Below are 16,232 nucleotides of genomic sequence, written 5' to 3' on the forward strand. Positions count from 1 at the left end.
GCGTCAAAAAACGGGAAAACACCATCATGTTACGCTCACGCGTCAGGGCGATATGCATCTGGTGGATGCACGGCGCTCTAATATAGAATAGGTCGATCAGCGCAGGGAAGCCCGGTTTATGCAGAAAGCATTACAGAATCGTTCATCGTTGTTTCCAGTCCTTGCAACGGTTTTGCTCGCAGCACTTGCAGGGTGCACGACGAGCGGCACTCAAAAATCCGCTGATTCATCGTCCGCCGAGACGGGGGATCAGCGCATCAGGGAATCCGAACTTCGCGCCTATTGTCCAACAGTGACCCTGCGCGAAGGGACAGCCTATTTCAACACCTATGACAAGGGCGGCGACAAGGAGCCGGCCCATGTCATCTATCAGGCAGCGCTCACCAACACGACGCGCGCTTGTCAATATGGCGCGGGCAACATCACCATCGACGTGGCCGCTGCCGGAAAGGTCGTGCCCGGCCCCAAATATAAGAGCGGCAACATCACCATGCCGATCCGTGTAGCGGTGTTGCAGGGAGGTCAGGTGGTCTATTCCAAACTGCACAAGCAGACTGTGAATATCGCAAACTCCGATACGGCGACCCAGTTCGTCTTTAATGACAAGGGTATTTCCTTCCCCGCGCCAGCGAGCCAGAATGTGCAGATTTTCGTCGGTTTCGACGAGGGGCCATATAATACGAAGTAATAGCGGCCCGCTTTGGACCCGTAAATATGGAGACGCATGAAAGATTCATGCGTCTCCTGAAATATATCTCATTTATCTTGCGTTATATTAGGAAATCATTTTATACATCAGTATTTATTGTATATTGCTAAATATAATATTCGTAACATATGTATTTACTCTTCCGTAAAAATTGGAATATATGAATGTTCATCATATATTCAGGAATTTATCTCATATGATGCTTCCGATTGACTGTGTCTATTAAAGTAGAGAAGTCGATACGGGAGATTTCAAGCTGGTTATCGAGGACATTGACGAGGCAGGCCAACTGATGCGGTTTCAGCATAATGGTTTCTTCTCGCCTGTTACTTTCGTCATCTGCATCCTGTTGCTGCTGGGGGGAATGGCGGGCAAATGGGCTGGAGACAGTTTCCGCCTTCGCGATAGGCAGGTGGGCATGGATGCTTATATGCACGCACTCGCTGCCCATGCAGACCGCATTGCGGTTTCGGCCCGCAAGGCGCTCGTCCAGGCTAATCGTTCGCCTTTCGAAAAATGCTCGCGGGAAGACAAGGTCTATCTGCGCGAGCTTATTTTTTCTGGCTATCATATCAAGGATATCGGTCGGCTCGGCGATGACCGGCTGCTATGTTCGACCTTGCTCAGTGATATTTCGGATGAACCGAGGCGCTCGGCGGAAGATGTGCGGCTTCGCGACGGCACATATATTTATCGCGACAGGAATCTGATCACGCCCGGCAGCCACGGTCCGGTCATCGGAAATGGCGACGCGAATATCGTGTTGAGCGCGGTGGCCTTCGACGCCATGAAGACGCGCAAATATGCCTTCGCCATTTTCATGGCCAATGAGGACCGGACGCAATTCGCCCGGCTTTACGGTTTTCCGGACGGTTATCTGCAAGGACAGAATCTGGCGACCCTTTTCGCAAAGAGAGAGCATGTAGCCGCCGCTTCGAGCAATGGGCTGCAAGAGCAGAGCTGCGATGCGGCGACTGGCATCTGCATCAGCCTCGCAACCAGCCCCGAATCGGGCAATCCTTCCGGCCAACTGCTGCCCATATTGTTCACAAGCCTGGGAATGCTTGGCGGCGGCGGCGTGGTGATGGCCTGGCTTTATTACCGAAGCCGGAACCGCTCGCTCAATTCAATGCTTAAAAAGGCGCTGGCGGCAAAGAAGCTGGCCCTCGTCTATCAGCCGATCGTAACCGTCTCTGACGGCAGGACCGTTGGCTTTGAAGCGCTGATTCGCTGGGAGATAACAAAAGGCGAGTTCATTCCGCCGGATATTTTCATCGCGCGCGCCGAAACCATTGGCCTTGCCGATAAGATCACGATCTATGTGCTCGATCGCGTGATCGAGGAAATGGGTGAATTGCTTCGCCAGAAGCGCGCATTGCGCATCAACATCAATATGACGGCGAGCAATCTGCAAAATCCTGGTTTCATGGATGCGCTCAGGCAACGCCTTGATGCGTCGGATATAGAGCCGCAGCAAATCGGACTGGAACTGACCGAGCGCACCGCGGTCGATTTCGCCAGAGCCACCGCCGGCATCAGGCAATTGCGCGAGCGGGGACACCGGATTTACATCGACGATTTCGGCACTGGCTATTCGAATCTTGCCTATCTCGGCGAGCTTCATGTCGATGCGATCAAGATCGACAAGGTGTTCACGCGAACCGTGGGTAATGAGGGCGAGGCTGTTTCGATTGTCCCGCAGATTGTTTCCATGGCGCAGGAGCATGGGCTGGACATTGTGGTCGAAGGAATCGAAACCCCGGCGCAACTGGAATATTTGCGCGGCCTGTGCGGCGGACTTTCGGGGCAGGGCTGGCTCTTCGGCAGGCCGATGGATGCAAATGCCGCACAGGCTCTTGTCGGCGCTGTCGCACAGCGCAAAAGGCGCCGGCGTTCGGTCAAGCCAGGCGGGAAACAAAATTAACCATAGGAAAAATCTATACAATTCTAATCAAATTGAATTGTGGATATGAAGCGAAAAGCAAGAAGTTTGCGCTAAAACGGCTGCAAGCGAGATTGCCGCCCTGAAAACAGGCAGGGAATGGTGCCTTGTGAAACTGCGACGAAACGAGAGGATGCAGCGGATCATAAGCTGCGCTGGTCTATGCCATGAAACATAAATATGAACGTGTGCTTGAGCCGACGGATACCTGGGCGATTTTCGAAATAGAAACGGGCGAGCCCGCCTCTATTGGCGACAGGTTGCTTATCGGCCTCGACGAGAGCGAAGCCGATAAATTGCTGGCGACCCTCAACGCAGAGCCTAAAGGCCGCAACAAGCGCAGCGCGGCCTGATCGATTGCATCGCAGGATCAGGCATCGACCCAGACAGACATGGCATCAATGACGCTCGGCAGATCCTTGTGGCGGTGAATGACAGTTTCAGCGCCTGCATCGGTCAGCTTGTCGGCATGGCCCGGATAAGTATGTGCGCCGCCGGTGAAACCGATCACCCGCATGCCAGCGGCGCGTGCGCCGTGAATGCCATGGGCGGAATCCTCGATCACGATCACATTGGCAGGATCGACGTCGAATTGTTGCGCGGCATATAGAAAGACATCCGGCGCAGGCTTGGACTTCTTCGTTCCCACTTCTCTTGCCGAGAAAATTTTCGGTGCGAACAGATCGTAGAGTTCTACGCGCTTGAGCATGATTTCAAGGCGCTTGCTGGTCGAGTTCGAGCAGATGCATTTCGGCAGCTTGAGGGCTGAAACCACCTCGACAATATCTTCCACTGCCTGAACTTCATTTTTCAGCCGCTCGTCGAGCAGCTTTTCCGACTTGTCCAGCAGCGACGCGGAAATCGGAATGCCCGCTTCCCGCTCGACGGTGAGCAGGATATCCTGCCACGTCAGGCCGGCGAAGCGTTCGGCCACTTCGTCGGGCGAAATCTCAAAACCGGCTTCGGTCAGAAGAACGGCATCCACTTCCGCCGCGATGATTTCGGAATCGACCAGCACGCCATCGCAGTCGAAGATAATGAGGGACGGAGCTGCCATAGATTTGGCCTTCTTGCTATAAGGGGAGGAGGTCCGGCAATTGCCGGAAAATCACGCCGTTCAGCTACACCCTTACGAGCATCGCGTCAAACTTCACCAGAAACTTCACGGCGGCGGCGGTCCAGTTCCTCGCTATAGCGACGCAGCGTATGGCTTTCCGTGAGAAGCCCCAGTACCTTACGTTCCTGCGCATTGTTGATCACTGCCAGCGCTTCGCTCTCCGCCCGGTCGAAGCGCGCAACCGCTTCCTTGGCGTTCATCAGCGGCAGCAGGAATTCATCCTGGTACCGCAGCAGGTCGGCGATGCCGCGCTCGCCATCGGCGGTATCGAAACTGTCCGAATAAGCTTCCGGAACCGGAATCATTCCCACATAACAACCGTTGCCATCGACCGCGATTACGCGCTGGGTCGAGCCGAGCGGAAAATCGTGCCGGAAGGTTGCGATATCCGTGTCGATGGGCACGGTGCGCACGTCATGACGCATCATGCGCTGCACGGTGAGATCGCGAACCCAGCCGATATCATGGGCGGAGCGGATGGCCTCGCCGCGCAGGTGAAAGCGCCAGGTGGCGAATGAGTAACCGAAGGTCTTTCTAACCATCAGGGACGAGGAGACGACGGCGCCCAGAACCAGCATGGAAATGGGAAAGTCGCCCGTCACTTCCAGCGCGAGAAAGGTCATGGTCATGGGACCGCCGACGATTGCGACCGCCATCGAACTCATGCCGATCACCGCATAGACCTGCGGCTCCAGCGCAAGCGGCGACATCATGCCGATCACGGCAGCAAAAAGCTTGCCGGTCAATGCGCCCAGAAACAGCGAGGCGAAGAACAGGCCACCGCGAAAGCCTGAACCGATAGTCACCGCCGATGCGAGCGACTTGCTGAAGATCAGCAGAAGAAGGATCGGAATGGTCAGTTCGGCGTGAAGATCAAGATGCAGCGCTCCATGGCCTGAAGCCAGAACCTGCGGCGTAGCGAATGCGATTATGCCGACAAGGACGCCGCCAAGTGCCGGTGCCAGCACGGTCGGAATGGTACTTTTGCGCGCGGCCTGCTCGATGAAGGTCACGCCGCGCATGATGAGAATGGCAATGCCCGCTGCGAAGAAACCCAACACCAGCGCCGGCACGTAGTCGCGCGCCGTAACCCCATCGATAGCGCCGATCTGTATGATGAAGGGCGCGCCGCCGATTGCCTGCGTGACGAGCGCGCTGACGATGGCCGAAACGACCACAGGCGCAAGGGTTGCAATGGAATAAACCCCGATAATGAGTTCAAATGCATAGAAGGACCCTGTCAGCGGCGCATTGAAGGCGCTGGCGATTGCTGCAGCCGCCCCGCAGCCGACAAGCGTGCGCAGATCAGCGCGGCGAAGTTTCAATGCGCGACCGATCCGCGAGGCAAAACCGCTGGTAAGCTGCGTATAGGCCGCTTCGAGGCCGACCGATAAACCGAACCCGTTGGCGATGAGATTCTGTCCGACCAGAATGAAACTGTCGGTCAGCGAAAGATGGCCGCCATGCAACGCATTGGCTTCGATGGGATCGACTATGGGCCTTTTGCGCCAGCGCGCCAGAACCCAGATGACGATCCCCATCAATATGCCGCCTGCCAGCGGTGCGATGAAGGCGGTGGAGGGAAGCTGCAAGGCGGAGCTGAGCCTTTCGCCTTCGCCCAGACTGAACAGTGCCTGATGCATCCATTGCGATATGCTGCCAATAGCGGCAACGACGAAGGCTGAAATAATGCCGATGGCGGCGCCTGCGATGACAAGACCGAACTCGCTTCCGCGTACGAGTGCGCGCATGCGGAACGGCACGAAAAGAACCCGTAAATATCGGTTATGCCGCAATTGGTTTATGTTCATTCTCAAATACCAGGCGGGTAATGCAAACAAGGGCGGCCTGCCGGACATTTCCCGAAGCAAACCAGTCTTGAGTAGATGATAGGCGAAAATAAATAACCAGCCCTTATCGTCGCAGCTGCCGCCTGAGTTTCCCCGAACTTAATTGACGGCTTTACGATGGCGCAAACAAAACTGTCAAAGCCTTGTCGGTTCATAAAGTCCCGCAAATGCGGGGCTTTGCGGGAGAGTTAAGAAAAAGTTTACAATTTCAATCACTTGGCGTTAACGGCATATTTACCCTGTCCAGTAACCATAGGGCCAAGTTTTTCGCGTCCACAGGTAATCGAGTATCCCATGTCCCTAGTACGTCTTGCACATGAGTTGCCTATTGAGGCCCCGCGTAATGCCTGGCTCGACTCCATCATCAAGGGTGATTGCGTTTCCGCACTGGAACGCCTTCCAGATCATTCCGTGGATGTCATCTTTGCCGACCCGCCCTATAATCTCCAGCTTGATGGCCAGTTGCACCGCCCGGACCAGTCAAAGGTCAATGCGGTTGACGATCATTGGGACCAGTTCGAGAGCTTTCAGGCTTATGATGCCTTCACCCGCGCCTGGCTGCTGGCCTGCCGCCGCGTTCTTAAGCCAAACGGCACCATCTGGGTCATCGGCTCCTACCACAATATTTTCCGCGTCGGTACGCAGCTTCAGGATCTGGGCTTCTGGATGCTCAACGACATTATCTGGCGCAAGACCAATCCGATGCCGAACTTCCGCGGCCGTCGTTTCCAGAATGCGCATGAAACGCTGATCTGGGCCTCGCGCGATCAGAAGGGCAAGGGCTATACCTTCAACTATGAAGCGATGAAAGCTGCTAATGATGATGTGCAGATGCGCTCGGACTGGCTGTTTCCGATCTGCACCGGCTCCGAGCGTCTGAAAGATGACAATGGCGACAAGGTGCACCCGACCCAGAAGCCCGAAGCGTTGCTCGCCCGCATCATGATGGCCTCAAGCAAGCCCGGTGATATCATTCTCGATCCATTCTTTGGCTCCGGCACTACCGGCGCGGTGGCAAAGCGCCTCGGACGCCACTTCGTCGGCATCGAGCGCGAGCAGGATTATATCGACGCGGCGACCGCACGTATCGAAGTAGTTGAGCCGCTCGGCAAGGCCGAACTCACGGTGATGACGGGAAAGCGGGCCGAACCGCGTGTGGCCTTCACCTCCATCATGGAAGCCGGTCTTCTGCGTCCTGGTACCGTTCTTAGCGATGCGCGCCGCCGTTTTGCTGCCATTGTTCGCGCCGATGGTACGTTGACGGCGAACGGCGAAGCCGGTTCGATCCATCGCATGGGTGCGAAGGTTCAGGGGTTCGACGCCTGCAATGGCTGGACTTTCTGGCACTTTGAAGAAAACGGCGTTTTGAAGCCGATTGATGATCTGCGCACGATCATCCGGGACCAGATGGCGGCTGCGGGCGCCTGACCAGAGATTTCAATCGGACGGCCTCCAGCACAGTCTGATATCGAGGCGCTCGAATCGTCAGGTTCGAGCGCCTTTTTGTCAGTGGCGTTTGGCCTGCTGCTTGAACGCACCTGGGATAGCTGCCGTGATCGCCTTTTTCATGACGGTTGGCAGGGCTTCGCCGCCAAGCTCTTCAGGAGCGGACCACCAGCCGTCTTCCGCCGTATGCCGGGCGATATTGCGGGCTGAATAGACCGAAAGCCGCAATTCAAAATGCGTAAAAACATGGGTGATCACGCCTGACGCCACCCAGCCGGCTGGGAATGGTGCGGCTTCGATGCTCGCATCGCCGTCGATCCGCGCGGTCCAGCCGCTGCCGGGAACTTCCGTCATGCCTGCCAGCAGTCCTTCGCCCTTGCGCTTGCGCAGCAGGATCGAACCGTCATCAGCGATGGCGATAAAGGCAGCACCCGTGCGGACGGGTTTTTGCGCCTTGGGAGCCTTGCGCGGAAACTGTTCCGGATCGTGCTCGCCCAGCGCCTTGCAACCCTCATTGATGGGGCAGATCGCACAGGCTGGCCGGCGCGGCGTACAGATCGTCGCCCCCAGATCCATCATGGCCTGCGCGAAATCTCCGGGCCGCGCGGGTGGCGTCATATCGCCCATCAATGCGCGTATCTGCGTCTTGGCCGCAGGCAAAGGCGTGTCGATTGCAAAGAGCCGCGAAATGACGCGCTCCACATTGCCGTCAACCACCGCAGCCGGTTCGCCGAATGCGATTGCCGCGATTGCCGCCGACGTATAATCGCCGATGCCCGGCAATTCTTTCAGCGCGGCGGTGCTGGCGGGAAACTTGCCACTATATTGCGTGGCGACGAGGTCCGCGCATTTCTTGAGATTGCGCGCGCGCGAATAATAGCCAAGTCCCGCCCATGCGCGCAGAATATCGTCTTCGCTGGCTTTCGCCATCGCCTCTATGTCAGGCCAGCGTTCCACGAAAGCGGTGAAATAGGATTTGACGGCCTCGACGGTGGTCTGCTGCAACATGATTTCCGACAGCCAAACCCGATAGGGATCGGGTTTGGCACCGCGCATTTGCTCGGTTGGCGTGACGCGCCACGGCAATATGCGATGGTGACGATCATACCATGCAAGCAGCTTGTCTGTTCGGTCGAATGAGGGGCTGGTCAGCATAAGAACATATGATTTAAGTTATGGGCAATCATTTGAATCTTGATTAAAGACCTTCCTTTAGAATTGATACAGATAATAAAGTGCATTGTCGGTCATATCATTATCGATCATGTGGTGCGCATACGAAAGAAGAGAGCCATTGGATAATTCCATCCCGGTCTATGCAATCAATCTTGAACGCTCGCGGGACCGGTGGGAGAGCCTGAAGGCCAGCGCAGATCAATACTCTGTCGATCTGCGCCGCGTGGAAGCGGTCGAGGGCAAGCTGCTCGACAGGGACGTGTTGGCTGATTTCGACGAAGCAGGCTTTCGCCGCTGGCATGGAAAGATACCGTTGCCCGCTGAAATCGGCTGCTATTTTAGCCATATCAGGGCACTCGAAATCATTGCTGCTGCACCGGAACCTTATGCGGTTATTGTCGAGGATGACGTCCGCTTCACGTCCGCTTTCGCACCCTTTATTGCCAAAGCGACGCAATTGCACGGGTGGGATGTGATAAAACTCGTCAATCATCGCACCCCGGCATTCCGCAGTTTTCAAAAGGTTGATGAAAAATTTTCTATCGGTCGTTGCCTGCATGGCCCTCTGGGCAGTGCGGCTGCCTATCTCGTATCGCGGGAAGGCGCGCAAAAATTGCTGGATGCAATCCGGGTCATGTCTTTGCCTTACGATGTGGAGCTGGAGCGCGGTTGGGCAGGACAGTACGAAATATTCACCACGGACAAGCCTGTATTGACCCTGTCAGGTGCGTCCATTTCGACCATTGCGCAGGGCAGGGGTGTTTATGCCAAAACCCGGTTGCCAGCCTATAAGAGGCTTGGCACGCTTTTGTTTCGGGCAACCGACTATATACGGCGAATCGCTTATGCATTGAGAATGACGCGCTTGGGAGAGGTCAGGGGTTGAGCTTTTTAAAGAAATCATTCCTCGTTCGCCGCAGAGTAGACACCTGGGCGCTGGGCGTCGCATCGGCGGCTATGCCCATCCGCTTCGGCCTGGGTCCGCTCCTGCTTTTTCTGTTTTCCTGCATCGGCATCTATCTCTCCTGCGGACGGCACGCGACGGCGCGATTGTTTGCCAGGAAATTCTATATTTTCATCCTGCTTTATGCGGCCTGGTCGCTGGGCCTGATCCTGTTTCGTGGTGAGCCGCTAAGTGACAATCGCCAGATTGGCTATGCGCTGCTGATTGCAGTATTTGCCTTTGCGGCTCCCGGCATGGTTCTGGTGCGTGACCCGCTTCGCGCCTATGTGGTGGGTGCGCGCGTCGGCACCATACTCGCGGTATTGGCTGCTTTTTATCTCGCCGTCATCCATGGCGGGCGCATCGGGGTTGGCGGTAATCAGGCGGTTTTTGCCTTCGTCGCAGGTGTTGCCGCCATCTCGGCCTCAATCCCGCTGCACAAGGCGCCACGCTATCTTGCCAATGGTCCGCACTGGATGGTGCTGGGATTGGCGGCGGTGTTGGCGTCCGAAACCCGCGCGGTCATTGTCGTCCTGCCGATATTCGCGGCAGTCGAGATAATCTTTTTCCTCAGACGTTTCAGCATCCGGCAACAGGGCGCAGCCTATGCGGCGCTGGCGGCAGCATTGGCCGCTTTGATCATTGTCGGCCCGGTGGGCGACATTCTTTCCAAGCGCTTTGCCGGCATGGTCGAATATTACGACAGCGGCGATAGTTCCAAATGGGAAGACAAGGCATCCGCCGATATTCGCGGGGTCATGTGGGAGAGCGCCGTAAAAATCATTGTCCAGCATCCGGTCACAGGCGTCGGCGCTTATTCAAAAATGGATTTGGTCAGGCAGCAGGCGGGAGATCAGGCACGATTGCTGGAAGGGTTCCGCCACGTCCACAACACCATTCTGGATGAGTTGCTCAATGACGGGATTATCGGGCTTGTCCTGATGCTGACGGCTTTTCTTTCTCTCTTTGCCCATATTTGGCGCTTTTCGGAGAGTTGGGGAATGCGTCGCGCTTTGATCTATTTTTTCGTCATATCGACAAGTTACGGCATGTTGCATAATCCGCTTCTGCATGAAGTGACGATTGCATCGGTCATGTTCTTTCTGGCAGCATTGAACGCGGCCTGTTCGCGCCGGATCATGGCCGCACGCCGGGCCGGTCTTTCCAGCTATTTTCGCGTGAAACGAGCATTATGAAAGCAATAGTGACAGGTGCCGCCGGTTTCATCGGCTTTCATACAGCCTTGCAGCTTCTCGATGAGGGCTGGCAGGCCGTCGGTATCGACGATCTCAATGCCTATTATCCGGTGGAACTCAAGCAGGCGCGGCTTGCCATCTTGCAGGCGCGACAGGGATTCCGCTTCGCAAAGGCCAACATTGCCGAGGTCGCAGCTTTCGAGGCGGCAATAGGCGCGGATCGTGATGCGGATATCATCGTCCATCTCGCAGCGCAGGCGGGTGTGCGCTATTCCATCGAAAATCCTGCCGCCTATATCTCCTCCAATGTCATGGGGCAGGTGACGGTTTTCGAGACAGCGCTGAAACTCGAAAAGCGCCCGCCGGTAGTTTATGCCAGCTCGTCTTCCGTCTATGGCGCGAACGAAAAGATACCCTTTAGCGAAAATGATCCCGTAGATCATCCGGTTTCGGTCTATGCCGCGACCAAGCGCTCCGGCGAATTGCTGGCTTTTTCCTATCGCCATGTGCATGGGCTGCATTCCACCGGCCTGCGCTTCTTCACCGTCTACGGCCCCTTCGGACGGCCCGATATGGCACCGTGGCTGTTCACATCGGCCATTCTCAAGGGCGAGCCGATCCGCGTTTTCAACAACGGCCAGATGCAGCGCGATTTCACCTTTATTGACGATATCGTCAGCGGTGTCGTCGGGGCGGCAGGGCGTATTCTGGCACAGCCTGAAGCAACCGCGCCCATTTATAATCTGGGCAATAACCGGCCTGTCATGCTCAATGATTTCATCGGCGCGATTGAAAAGGCGACCGGCAAAGAGGCAATACGCAGGCTGGAGCCGATGCCGGCCGCCGATGTGCCGCGCACTTATGCCGATATAGATCTTGCCGCGCGCGACCTTGGTTTCAGCCCCAAAATTACACTTGACGAAGGTATTCCTTTGTTTGTCGAGTGGTTTCGCTTCTATAATGGAGCGCGATGAGGGAACCGAAATCCAAACGGGGCTTTCGCCCGCTGGCGGATATGGCGTCGGGTCTGGTCGATCCGATGTTGCAAAAACGCGCCGGTATCAATCTTTCACTGCTGCAATCATGGGAAGATATCGTCGGCCCCGCGATTGGCGCTTCGTCGCGCCCCTTGCGCATTCTCTGGCCGCGCCGCCTGCATGAGGATGACCCGTTCAGTCCCGCGACGCTGATTGTCGCCTGCGAGGGGTTTGCCGCCTTGCAGATTCAGCATGAGACCGGTGAGATCATCAGCCGGGTCAACGGATTTCTGGGTTTTTCAGCCATTGGACGCATTCGCATCGAGCAGAAGCCGCCAATATTGCCCGGCAAGCCACGCGCAAAGCGGCTCGCGGCTCTGGCTCCGTCCGAAGAACGGCGGATCGACAAGGCCACGGATGGCATCGAAGACGATGCTCTGCGTGCCGCGCTGGCGCGGCTTGGCAAGAATATACTCGCTGAGAAGCGCACCACGAAGAAGTGACTGTTTTTGAGTGATAAATCGCTGTAATCGGACACAAAGCGCGCTGCTTGCCATAAATTTGATGTAAGTTTGGTGCTGTGCTGAAATTCATGTGAACGGGGTGGGCTGGTGAATGCATCTGCGTCGCATTAGATTACAACAAGAAGTCAACATTGAAACAGGACTGGATGATTCGTATGGCTGCAACGCTTAATCGCAGACACGTCATTTCTCTCGCGGGCGCTGCCGCCGCGGGAGTGGCTTTTGCCGGAAATGCCCACGCGCAGTCGCGCGATGCCGAGGGAACTGTCGATGCGGCCAAGGTCGCGGAACCAGGCAAGCTCAAGGACATGGTCTATGGCAATGCCGATGCGCCGGTCACGATCGTCGAATATGCCTCGCTAACCTGTTCGCATTGCGCCGATTTCACGGTTAATACTTTCCCCACGATCAAGGAAAAATATATCGACACGGGTAAGGCGCGGCTGATTTTCCGCGAGTTTCCGTTCGATCCGCGCGCAACCGCTGCCTTCATGCTGGCGCGCTGCGCACCGGAAGAGCGTTATTTCCCCATGATCGAAGTCTTTTTCAAACAGCAGCAACAATGGGCAACAGCGCAGGATGGTGAAGCCGCACTGCTACAAATTGCAAAACTTGCAGGTTTTACACAGGAGTCGTTCAAGGCTTGCTTGACGAACCAGCAACTTCTCGATGATGTGAGAGCGACGATGGACCGCGGATCGAAGGATTTCGGCGTAAATGCGACGCCGACATTCTTCATTAACGGAAAAAAATACGCTGGAGCCCTTTCGGTTGACGAAATGTCGGCAATCATCGACAACCTGCTCTAGGCCGCCTTTCGGCATGAAAAGCGGACGCTTCACTGCGTCCGCTTTTTGCGTTGCTGGAGGAGTGTGCTGATGCGCTTTTCCAGACTGCGCCTTGTTGGTTTCAAATCCTTTGTCGAGCCGATGGAGTTCGTCATCGAAGGCGGACTGACTGGCGTCGTGGGGCCGAATGGTTGCGGCAAGTCCAATCTTGTTGAAGCGCTGCGCTGGGTGATGGGTGAAAACTCATACAAGAACATGCGCGCCTCCGGCATGGACGATGTGATCTTTTCCGGCTCTGCCACGCGACCCGCGCGCAATATGGCGGAAGTTACTCTTTTCCTCGATAATTCCGACCGCAACGCCCCCGCCGCCTATAATGACACCGATGAATTGCAGGTGTCGCGTCGCATCGAGCGTGAATCCGGTTCAGTCTATCGCATCAATGGCAAGGAAGCCCGGGCCAAGGACGTGCAGCTTCTGTTTGCTGACCAGTCTACGGGCGCGCGTTCTCCGTCCATGGTCGGGCAGGGACGTATTGGCGAGCTTATTCAGGCCAAGCCGCAGGCGCGGCGCGCGTTGCTGGAAGAGGCGGCGGGCATTTCCGGCCTGCATAGCCGTCGTCATGAGGCGGAATTGCGCCTGCGTGCTGCCGAAGCCAATCTCGAACGCCTTGAAGATGTAGTGGGCGAACTGGGAAGCCAGATTGAAAGCCTCAAGCGGCAGGCGCGGCAGGCCAATCGCTTTAAGGGGTTGTCCGCCGATATTCGCCGCACGGAAGCAGCCCTTTTGCATTTGCGCTGGGTACAGGCCAAGGCGCAGGAGGGCGAAGCGCAGAGCGCACTGGCGCAGGCGACCTCCGCTGTCGGCGGCATGGCGCAGGCACAAATGAACGCTGCCCGCGACCAGGCTGTCGGCGCGCAGCAGTTGCCGCAACTGCGCGAGGCGGAAGCCAAGGCCGCCGCTGCTTTGCATCACATTTCCATCACCCGCACACAGCTTGATGAGGAAGACGAGCGCATCCGTGCGCGCCGCGCCGAGCTGATGAAGCGGCTCGAACAGCTGACCGCCGACATTGCGCGCGAAGAACAGATGCTGGGTGAGAACGCCGATATTCTGGCGCGCCTTGACGATGAAGAGCAGGAACTGATCGCGGCCAATGAGGCATCGGGCGAGCGTGACGAGGAAATCCGCGCCCTGTTTGAGGAAGCCGAAATCCGTCTGGCCGACAGCGAAAGCGCGCTGGCGCGGGTGACGGCAGAACGCGCGGAAGCCGCCGCCGAGCGGGTGCAGATCGAACGCGCGCTCAAGGAAACGCAGGATCGGCGCGATCGCCTGACCAGCCAGATGCACAATATCGAGCGTGATATTGCATCGGTCACGGAGCAGATCGGTGGCCTGTTCGACCCCGCCGAAAAGCGCCTTGCAGTCGATGCCGCGACAGAAACGCTGGCAGCTTGCGAAGAAGCCGTGATCACGGCGGAAGAACTGGTGGGTGCTGCGCGTGAAGCCGAGACGGCAAGCCGCCAGCCCCTCAATGATGCGCGCACCGAACTTAATCGCATCGAGACTGAAGCGCAGACATTGGCACGCATTCTTAATGCGGGCGAGGCTGGGCAGTTTTCGCCTGTGGTCGAGGAATTGCGGGTTGAAAAGGGTTATGAGATAGCCCTTGGCGCGGCGCTTGGTGAAGATCTCGATGCGGCCAGCGACGATCAGGCTCCGGTTTACTGGACTTATAATCCAGCCCTTGAAAGCGATCCGGCTTTGCCAGCGGGTGCAACCCCGCTCGACCGGCTGGTCGATGGGCCGCAACAATTGCGGCGCAGGCTGGCGCAGGTCGGTGTGGTGTCCGAGAGTGACGGCAAGTTCTTGCAGGCCGCTTTACATCCCGGCCAGCGGCTGGTGAGCAAGGCTGGCGCATTGTGGCGTTGGGACGGTTATACGGCCAGCGCGGATGCACCGACCCCGGCAGCCCAGAGACTGGCGCAGAAGAACCGCCTTGCCGAACTCGAACAGGAAGCAGTTTCTGCCCAAAAGCGCGTGCAAGATGCCGAACAGATGGTAGCGCGGGGCGAAATGGCGGTCCGCGAAGCGGTCGAGCAAGAGCGCGTCACCCGCGACGCATGGCGCACCAACCAGCGCAGCCTCGATGAGGCGCGTGAAGCGCTGGCGGTTGCAGAACGCGCGGCTGGAGAACTTGCGACCAGGCGTTCGGCGTTGGATGAAGCCAAAGCCCGGCTTGAAGAAAATCTGGAGGAAGCGCAGATCCAGGCTGTCGTGGCCGAAGATCATCTCGGCGAAATGCCGGATATGGAAGCAATTGCTCAGCGTCTTTCAGCACTGACCAATGAAGTTATGGCCGACCGCACGGCGCTGGCGGAAGCGCGCGCTGCCTATGAAGGGTTGCGCCGCGAGGCGGATGCGCGAAAGCGTCGTCTGGAAATGATTGCGATCGAACGCCGCAACTGGATTTCGCGCGCAGAAAATGCCGACCGTCAGATTGCAGCGCTTAATGATCGGCGCGTTGAGGCGGCGGATGAGGCGGAAAATCTGGCAGAAGCGCCCGATGAAATTGAAAATCGCCGTCGCGCGCTGTTGAACGAGCTTTCGCAGGCAGAAGCTCGCCGCAAGGAAGCGGCAGACATTCTGGCTCAGGCTGAAACGGCTCAGAGCGAACTCGACAAGGCTGCGACGCTTGCTATCCAGCAGCTCGCCGCCAGCCGCGAACAGCGCGCACGCGCCGAAGAGCGCCTGAATGCGGCCGAGGAACGGCGCAAGGATGCGCAAGCGCGCATTGCCGAAGCACTCAATTGCGCTCCGCATGAAGCGATCAGGCATACCGGCCTCAAGCCGGAAGACCGTTTGCCTGATCCGGATCAACTGGAACGCCAGCTTGAGCGGCTCAAGATCGAGCGCGAACGGCTTGGCGCGGTCAATCTGCGTGCAGAAGAAGAAAGCCAGGAGCTTTCCGGTCGCCTTGATGCGATCATCTCCGAACGCGAGGATATAATCGAGGCGATCAAGAAGCTGCGCCAGGCCATCCAGAGCCTGAACCGGGAAGGGCGCGAGCGCTTGCTTGCGGCCTTCGATGTGGTCAATGCGCAGTTTCAGCGCCTGTTCACGCATCTGTTCGGCGGCGGCACTGCGGAATTGCAGCTTATCGAAAGTGACGATCCGCTGGATGCGGGGCTTGAAATTCTCGCCCGCCCTCCCGGTAAGAAGCCGCAGACCATGACGCTGCTTTCGGGTGGCGAACAGGCGCTGACCGCCATGGCGCTGATCTTCGCCGTCTTCCTGACCAATCCTGCGCCGATCTGCGTGCTCGATGAAGTGGACGCGCCGCTCGACGACCATAATGTTGAGCGCTATTGCAACCTGATGGACGAAATGGCTGCGACGACTGAAACGCGATTTGTGATCATCACCCACAATCCAATCACCATGGCCCGTATGGATCGCCTCTTCGGTGTGACCATGGGTGAACAGGGTGTGAGCCAGCTTGTCTCGGTGGATTTGCAAACGGCGGAAAGCTTGCGCGAAGCAAGCTGACCTGCACTTTTTAAG

At 57.1% G+C, this 16,232-nt stretch carries 13 protein-coding genes; 10 read left to right on the forward strand and 3 right to left on the reverse strand.

Annotation, left to right across the window (positions count from 1 at the left end; all coding sequences use genetic code 11):
* Positions 1–118: 118 nt before the first annotated feature.
* The 3 genes from KUG47_RS03600 (at position 119) to KUG47_RS03610 (ending at position 3,004) form a co-directional block, all read left to right on the forward strand.
* Complete coding sequence (locus KUG47_RS03600) at positions 119–688, forward strand: hypothetical protein (protein WP_217676558.1); 570 nt, start codon at positions 119–121, stop codon at positions 686–688.
* 313 nt (positions 689–1,001) lie between these two features.
* Positions 1,002–2,633 carry an EAL domain-containing protein gene (locus tag KUG47_RS03605; protein WP_217676559.1) on the forward strand — a complete coding sequence of 544 codons (1,632 nt, stop codon included), beginning with the start codon at positions 1,002–1,004 and terminating at the stop codon, positions 2,631–2,633.
* A 185-nt stretch (positions 2,634–2,818) separates the two neighbouring features.
* A complete protein-coding gene (locus KUG47_RS03610; RefSeq protein ID WP_217676560.1) occupies positions 2,819–3,004 on the forward strand; it encodes a hypothetical protein in 186 nt (61 codons plus the stop codon).
* 17 nt (positions 3,005–3,021) lie between these two features.
* Here KUG47_RS03610 and KUG47_RS03615 read toward each other — a convergent pair whose 3' ends face one another.
* Together KUG47_RS03615 and KUG47_RS03620 are read right to left on the reverse strand one after the other, a co-directional pair.
* Entirely contained in the window at positions 3,022–3,708 is a 687-nt protein-coding gene (locus KUG47_RS03615; protein WP_217676561.1) for an HAD family hydrolase, read from the reverse strand.
* 86 nt (positions 3,709–3,794) lie between these two features.
* Positions 3,795–5,579 (reverse strand): chloride channel protein, encoded by a 1,785-nt coding sequence (locus KUG47_RS03620; RefSeq protein ID WP_217676562.1) that lies wholly within the window; start codon positions 5,577–5,579, stop codon positions 3,795–3,797.
* A 333-nt stretch (positions 5,580–5,912) separates the two neighbouring features.
* Between KUG47_RS03620 and KUG47_RS03625 the strand changes: the two genes are divergently transcribed.
* On the forward strand, positions 5,913–7,046 hold the full coding sequence (locus KUG47_RS03625; protein ID WP_217676563.1) for a site-specific DNA-methyltransferase: 1,134 nt from the start codon (positions 5,913–5,915) through the stop codon (positions 7,044–7,046).
* 78 nt (positions 7,047–7,124) lie between these two features.
* On the opposite strand, the gene mutY is transcribed toward KUG47_RS03625, so the two are convergent.
* Entirely contained in the window at positions 7,125–8,219 is a 1,095-nt protein-coding gene (gene mutY, locus KUG47_RS03630) for an A/G-specific adenine glycosylase (RefSeq protein WP_217676564.1), read from the reverse strand.
* Between the two features lie 139 nt (positions 8,220–8,358).
* Between mutY and KUG47_RS03635 the strand changes: the two genes are divergently transcribed.
* The 6 genes from KUG47_RS03635 to smc all read left to right on the forward strand — a co-directional run bounded on the left by KUG47_RS03635 (position 8,359) and on the right by smc (position 16,217).
* Complete coding sequence (locus KUG47_RS03635; RefSeq protein ID WP_217676565.1) at positions 8,359–9,126, forward strand: glycosyltransferase family 25 protein; 768 nt, start codon at positions 8,359–8,361, stop codon at positions 9,124–9,126.
* Positions 9,123–10,379: an O-antigen ligase family protein gene (locus KUG47_RS03640; RefSeq protein ID WP_217676566.1), complete on the forward strand. Its 1,257-nt coding sequence runs from the start codon at positions 9,123–9,125 to the stop codon at positions 10,377–10,379. The genes KUG47_RS03635 and KUG47_RS03640 overlap by 4 nt, the downstream gene beginning before the upstream one ends.
* Positions 10,376–11,353: an NAD-dependent epimerase/dehydratase family protein gene (locus tag KUG47_RS03645; RefSeq protein WP_217676567.1), complete on the forward strand. Its 978-nt coding sequence runs from the start codon at positions 10,376–10,378 to the stop codon at positions 11,351–11,353. The genes KUG47_RS03640 and KUG47_RS03645 overlap by 4 nt, the downstream gene beginning before the upstream one ends.
* Entirely contained in the window at positions 11,350–11,859 is a 510-nt protein-coding gene (locus KUG47_RS03650) for a DUF721 domain-containing protein (protein ID WP_217676568.1), read from the forward strand. The genes KUG47_RS03645 and KUG47_RS03650 overlap by 4 nt, the downstream gene beginning before the upstream one ends.
* Before the next feature lie 176 nt (positions 11,860–12,035).
* Positions 12,036–12,689 carry a DsbA family protein gene (locus tag KUG47_RS03655; RefSeq protein ID WP_217676569.1) on the forward strand — a complete coding sequence of 218 codons (654 nt, stop codon included), beginning with the start codon at positions 12,036–12,038 and terminating at the stop codon, positions 12,687–12,689.
* Positions 12,690–12,758: 69 nt separating this feature from the next.
* Positions 12,759–16,217 (forward strand): chromosome segregation protein SMC, encoded by a 3,459-nt coding sequence (gene smc / locus KUG47_RS03660; RefSeq protein WP_217676570.1) that lies wholly within the window; start codon positions 12,759–12,761, stop codon positions 16,215–16,217.
* Positions 16,218–16,232: the final 15 nt, after the last annotated feature.

This window comes from Falsochrobactrum tianjinense, assembly GCF_019100495.1.
Classification (GTDB): domain Bacteria; phylum Pseudomonadota; class Alphaproteobacteria; order Rhizobiales; family Rhizobiaceae; genus Brucella; species Brucella tianjinense.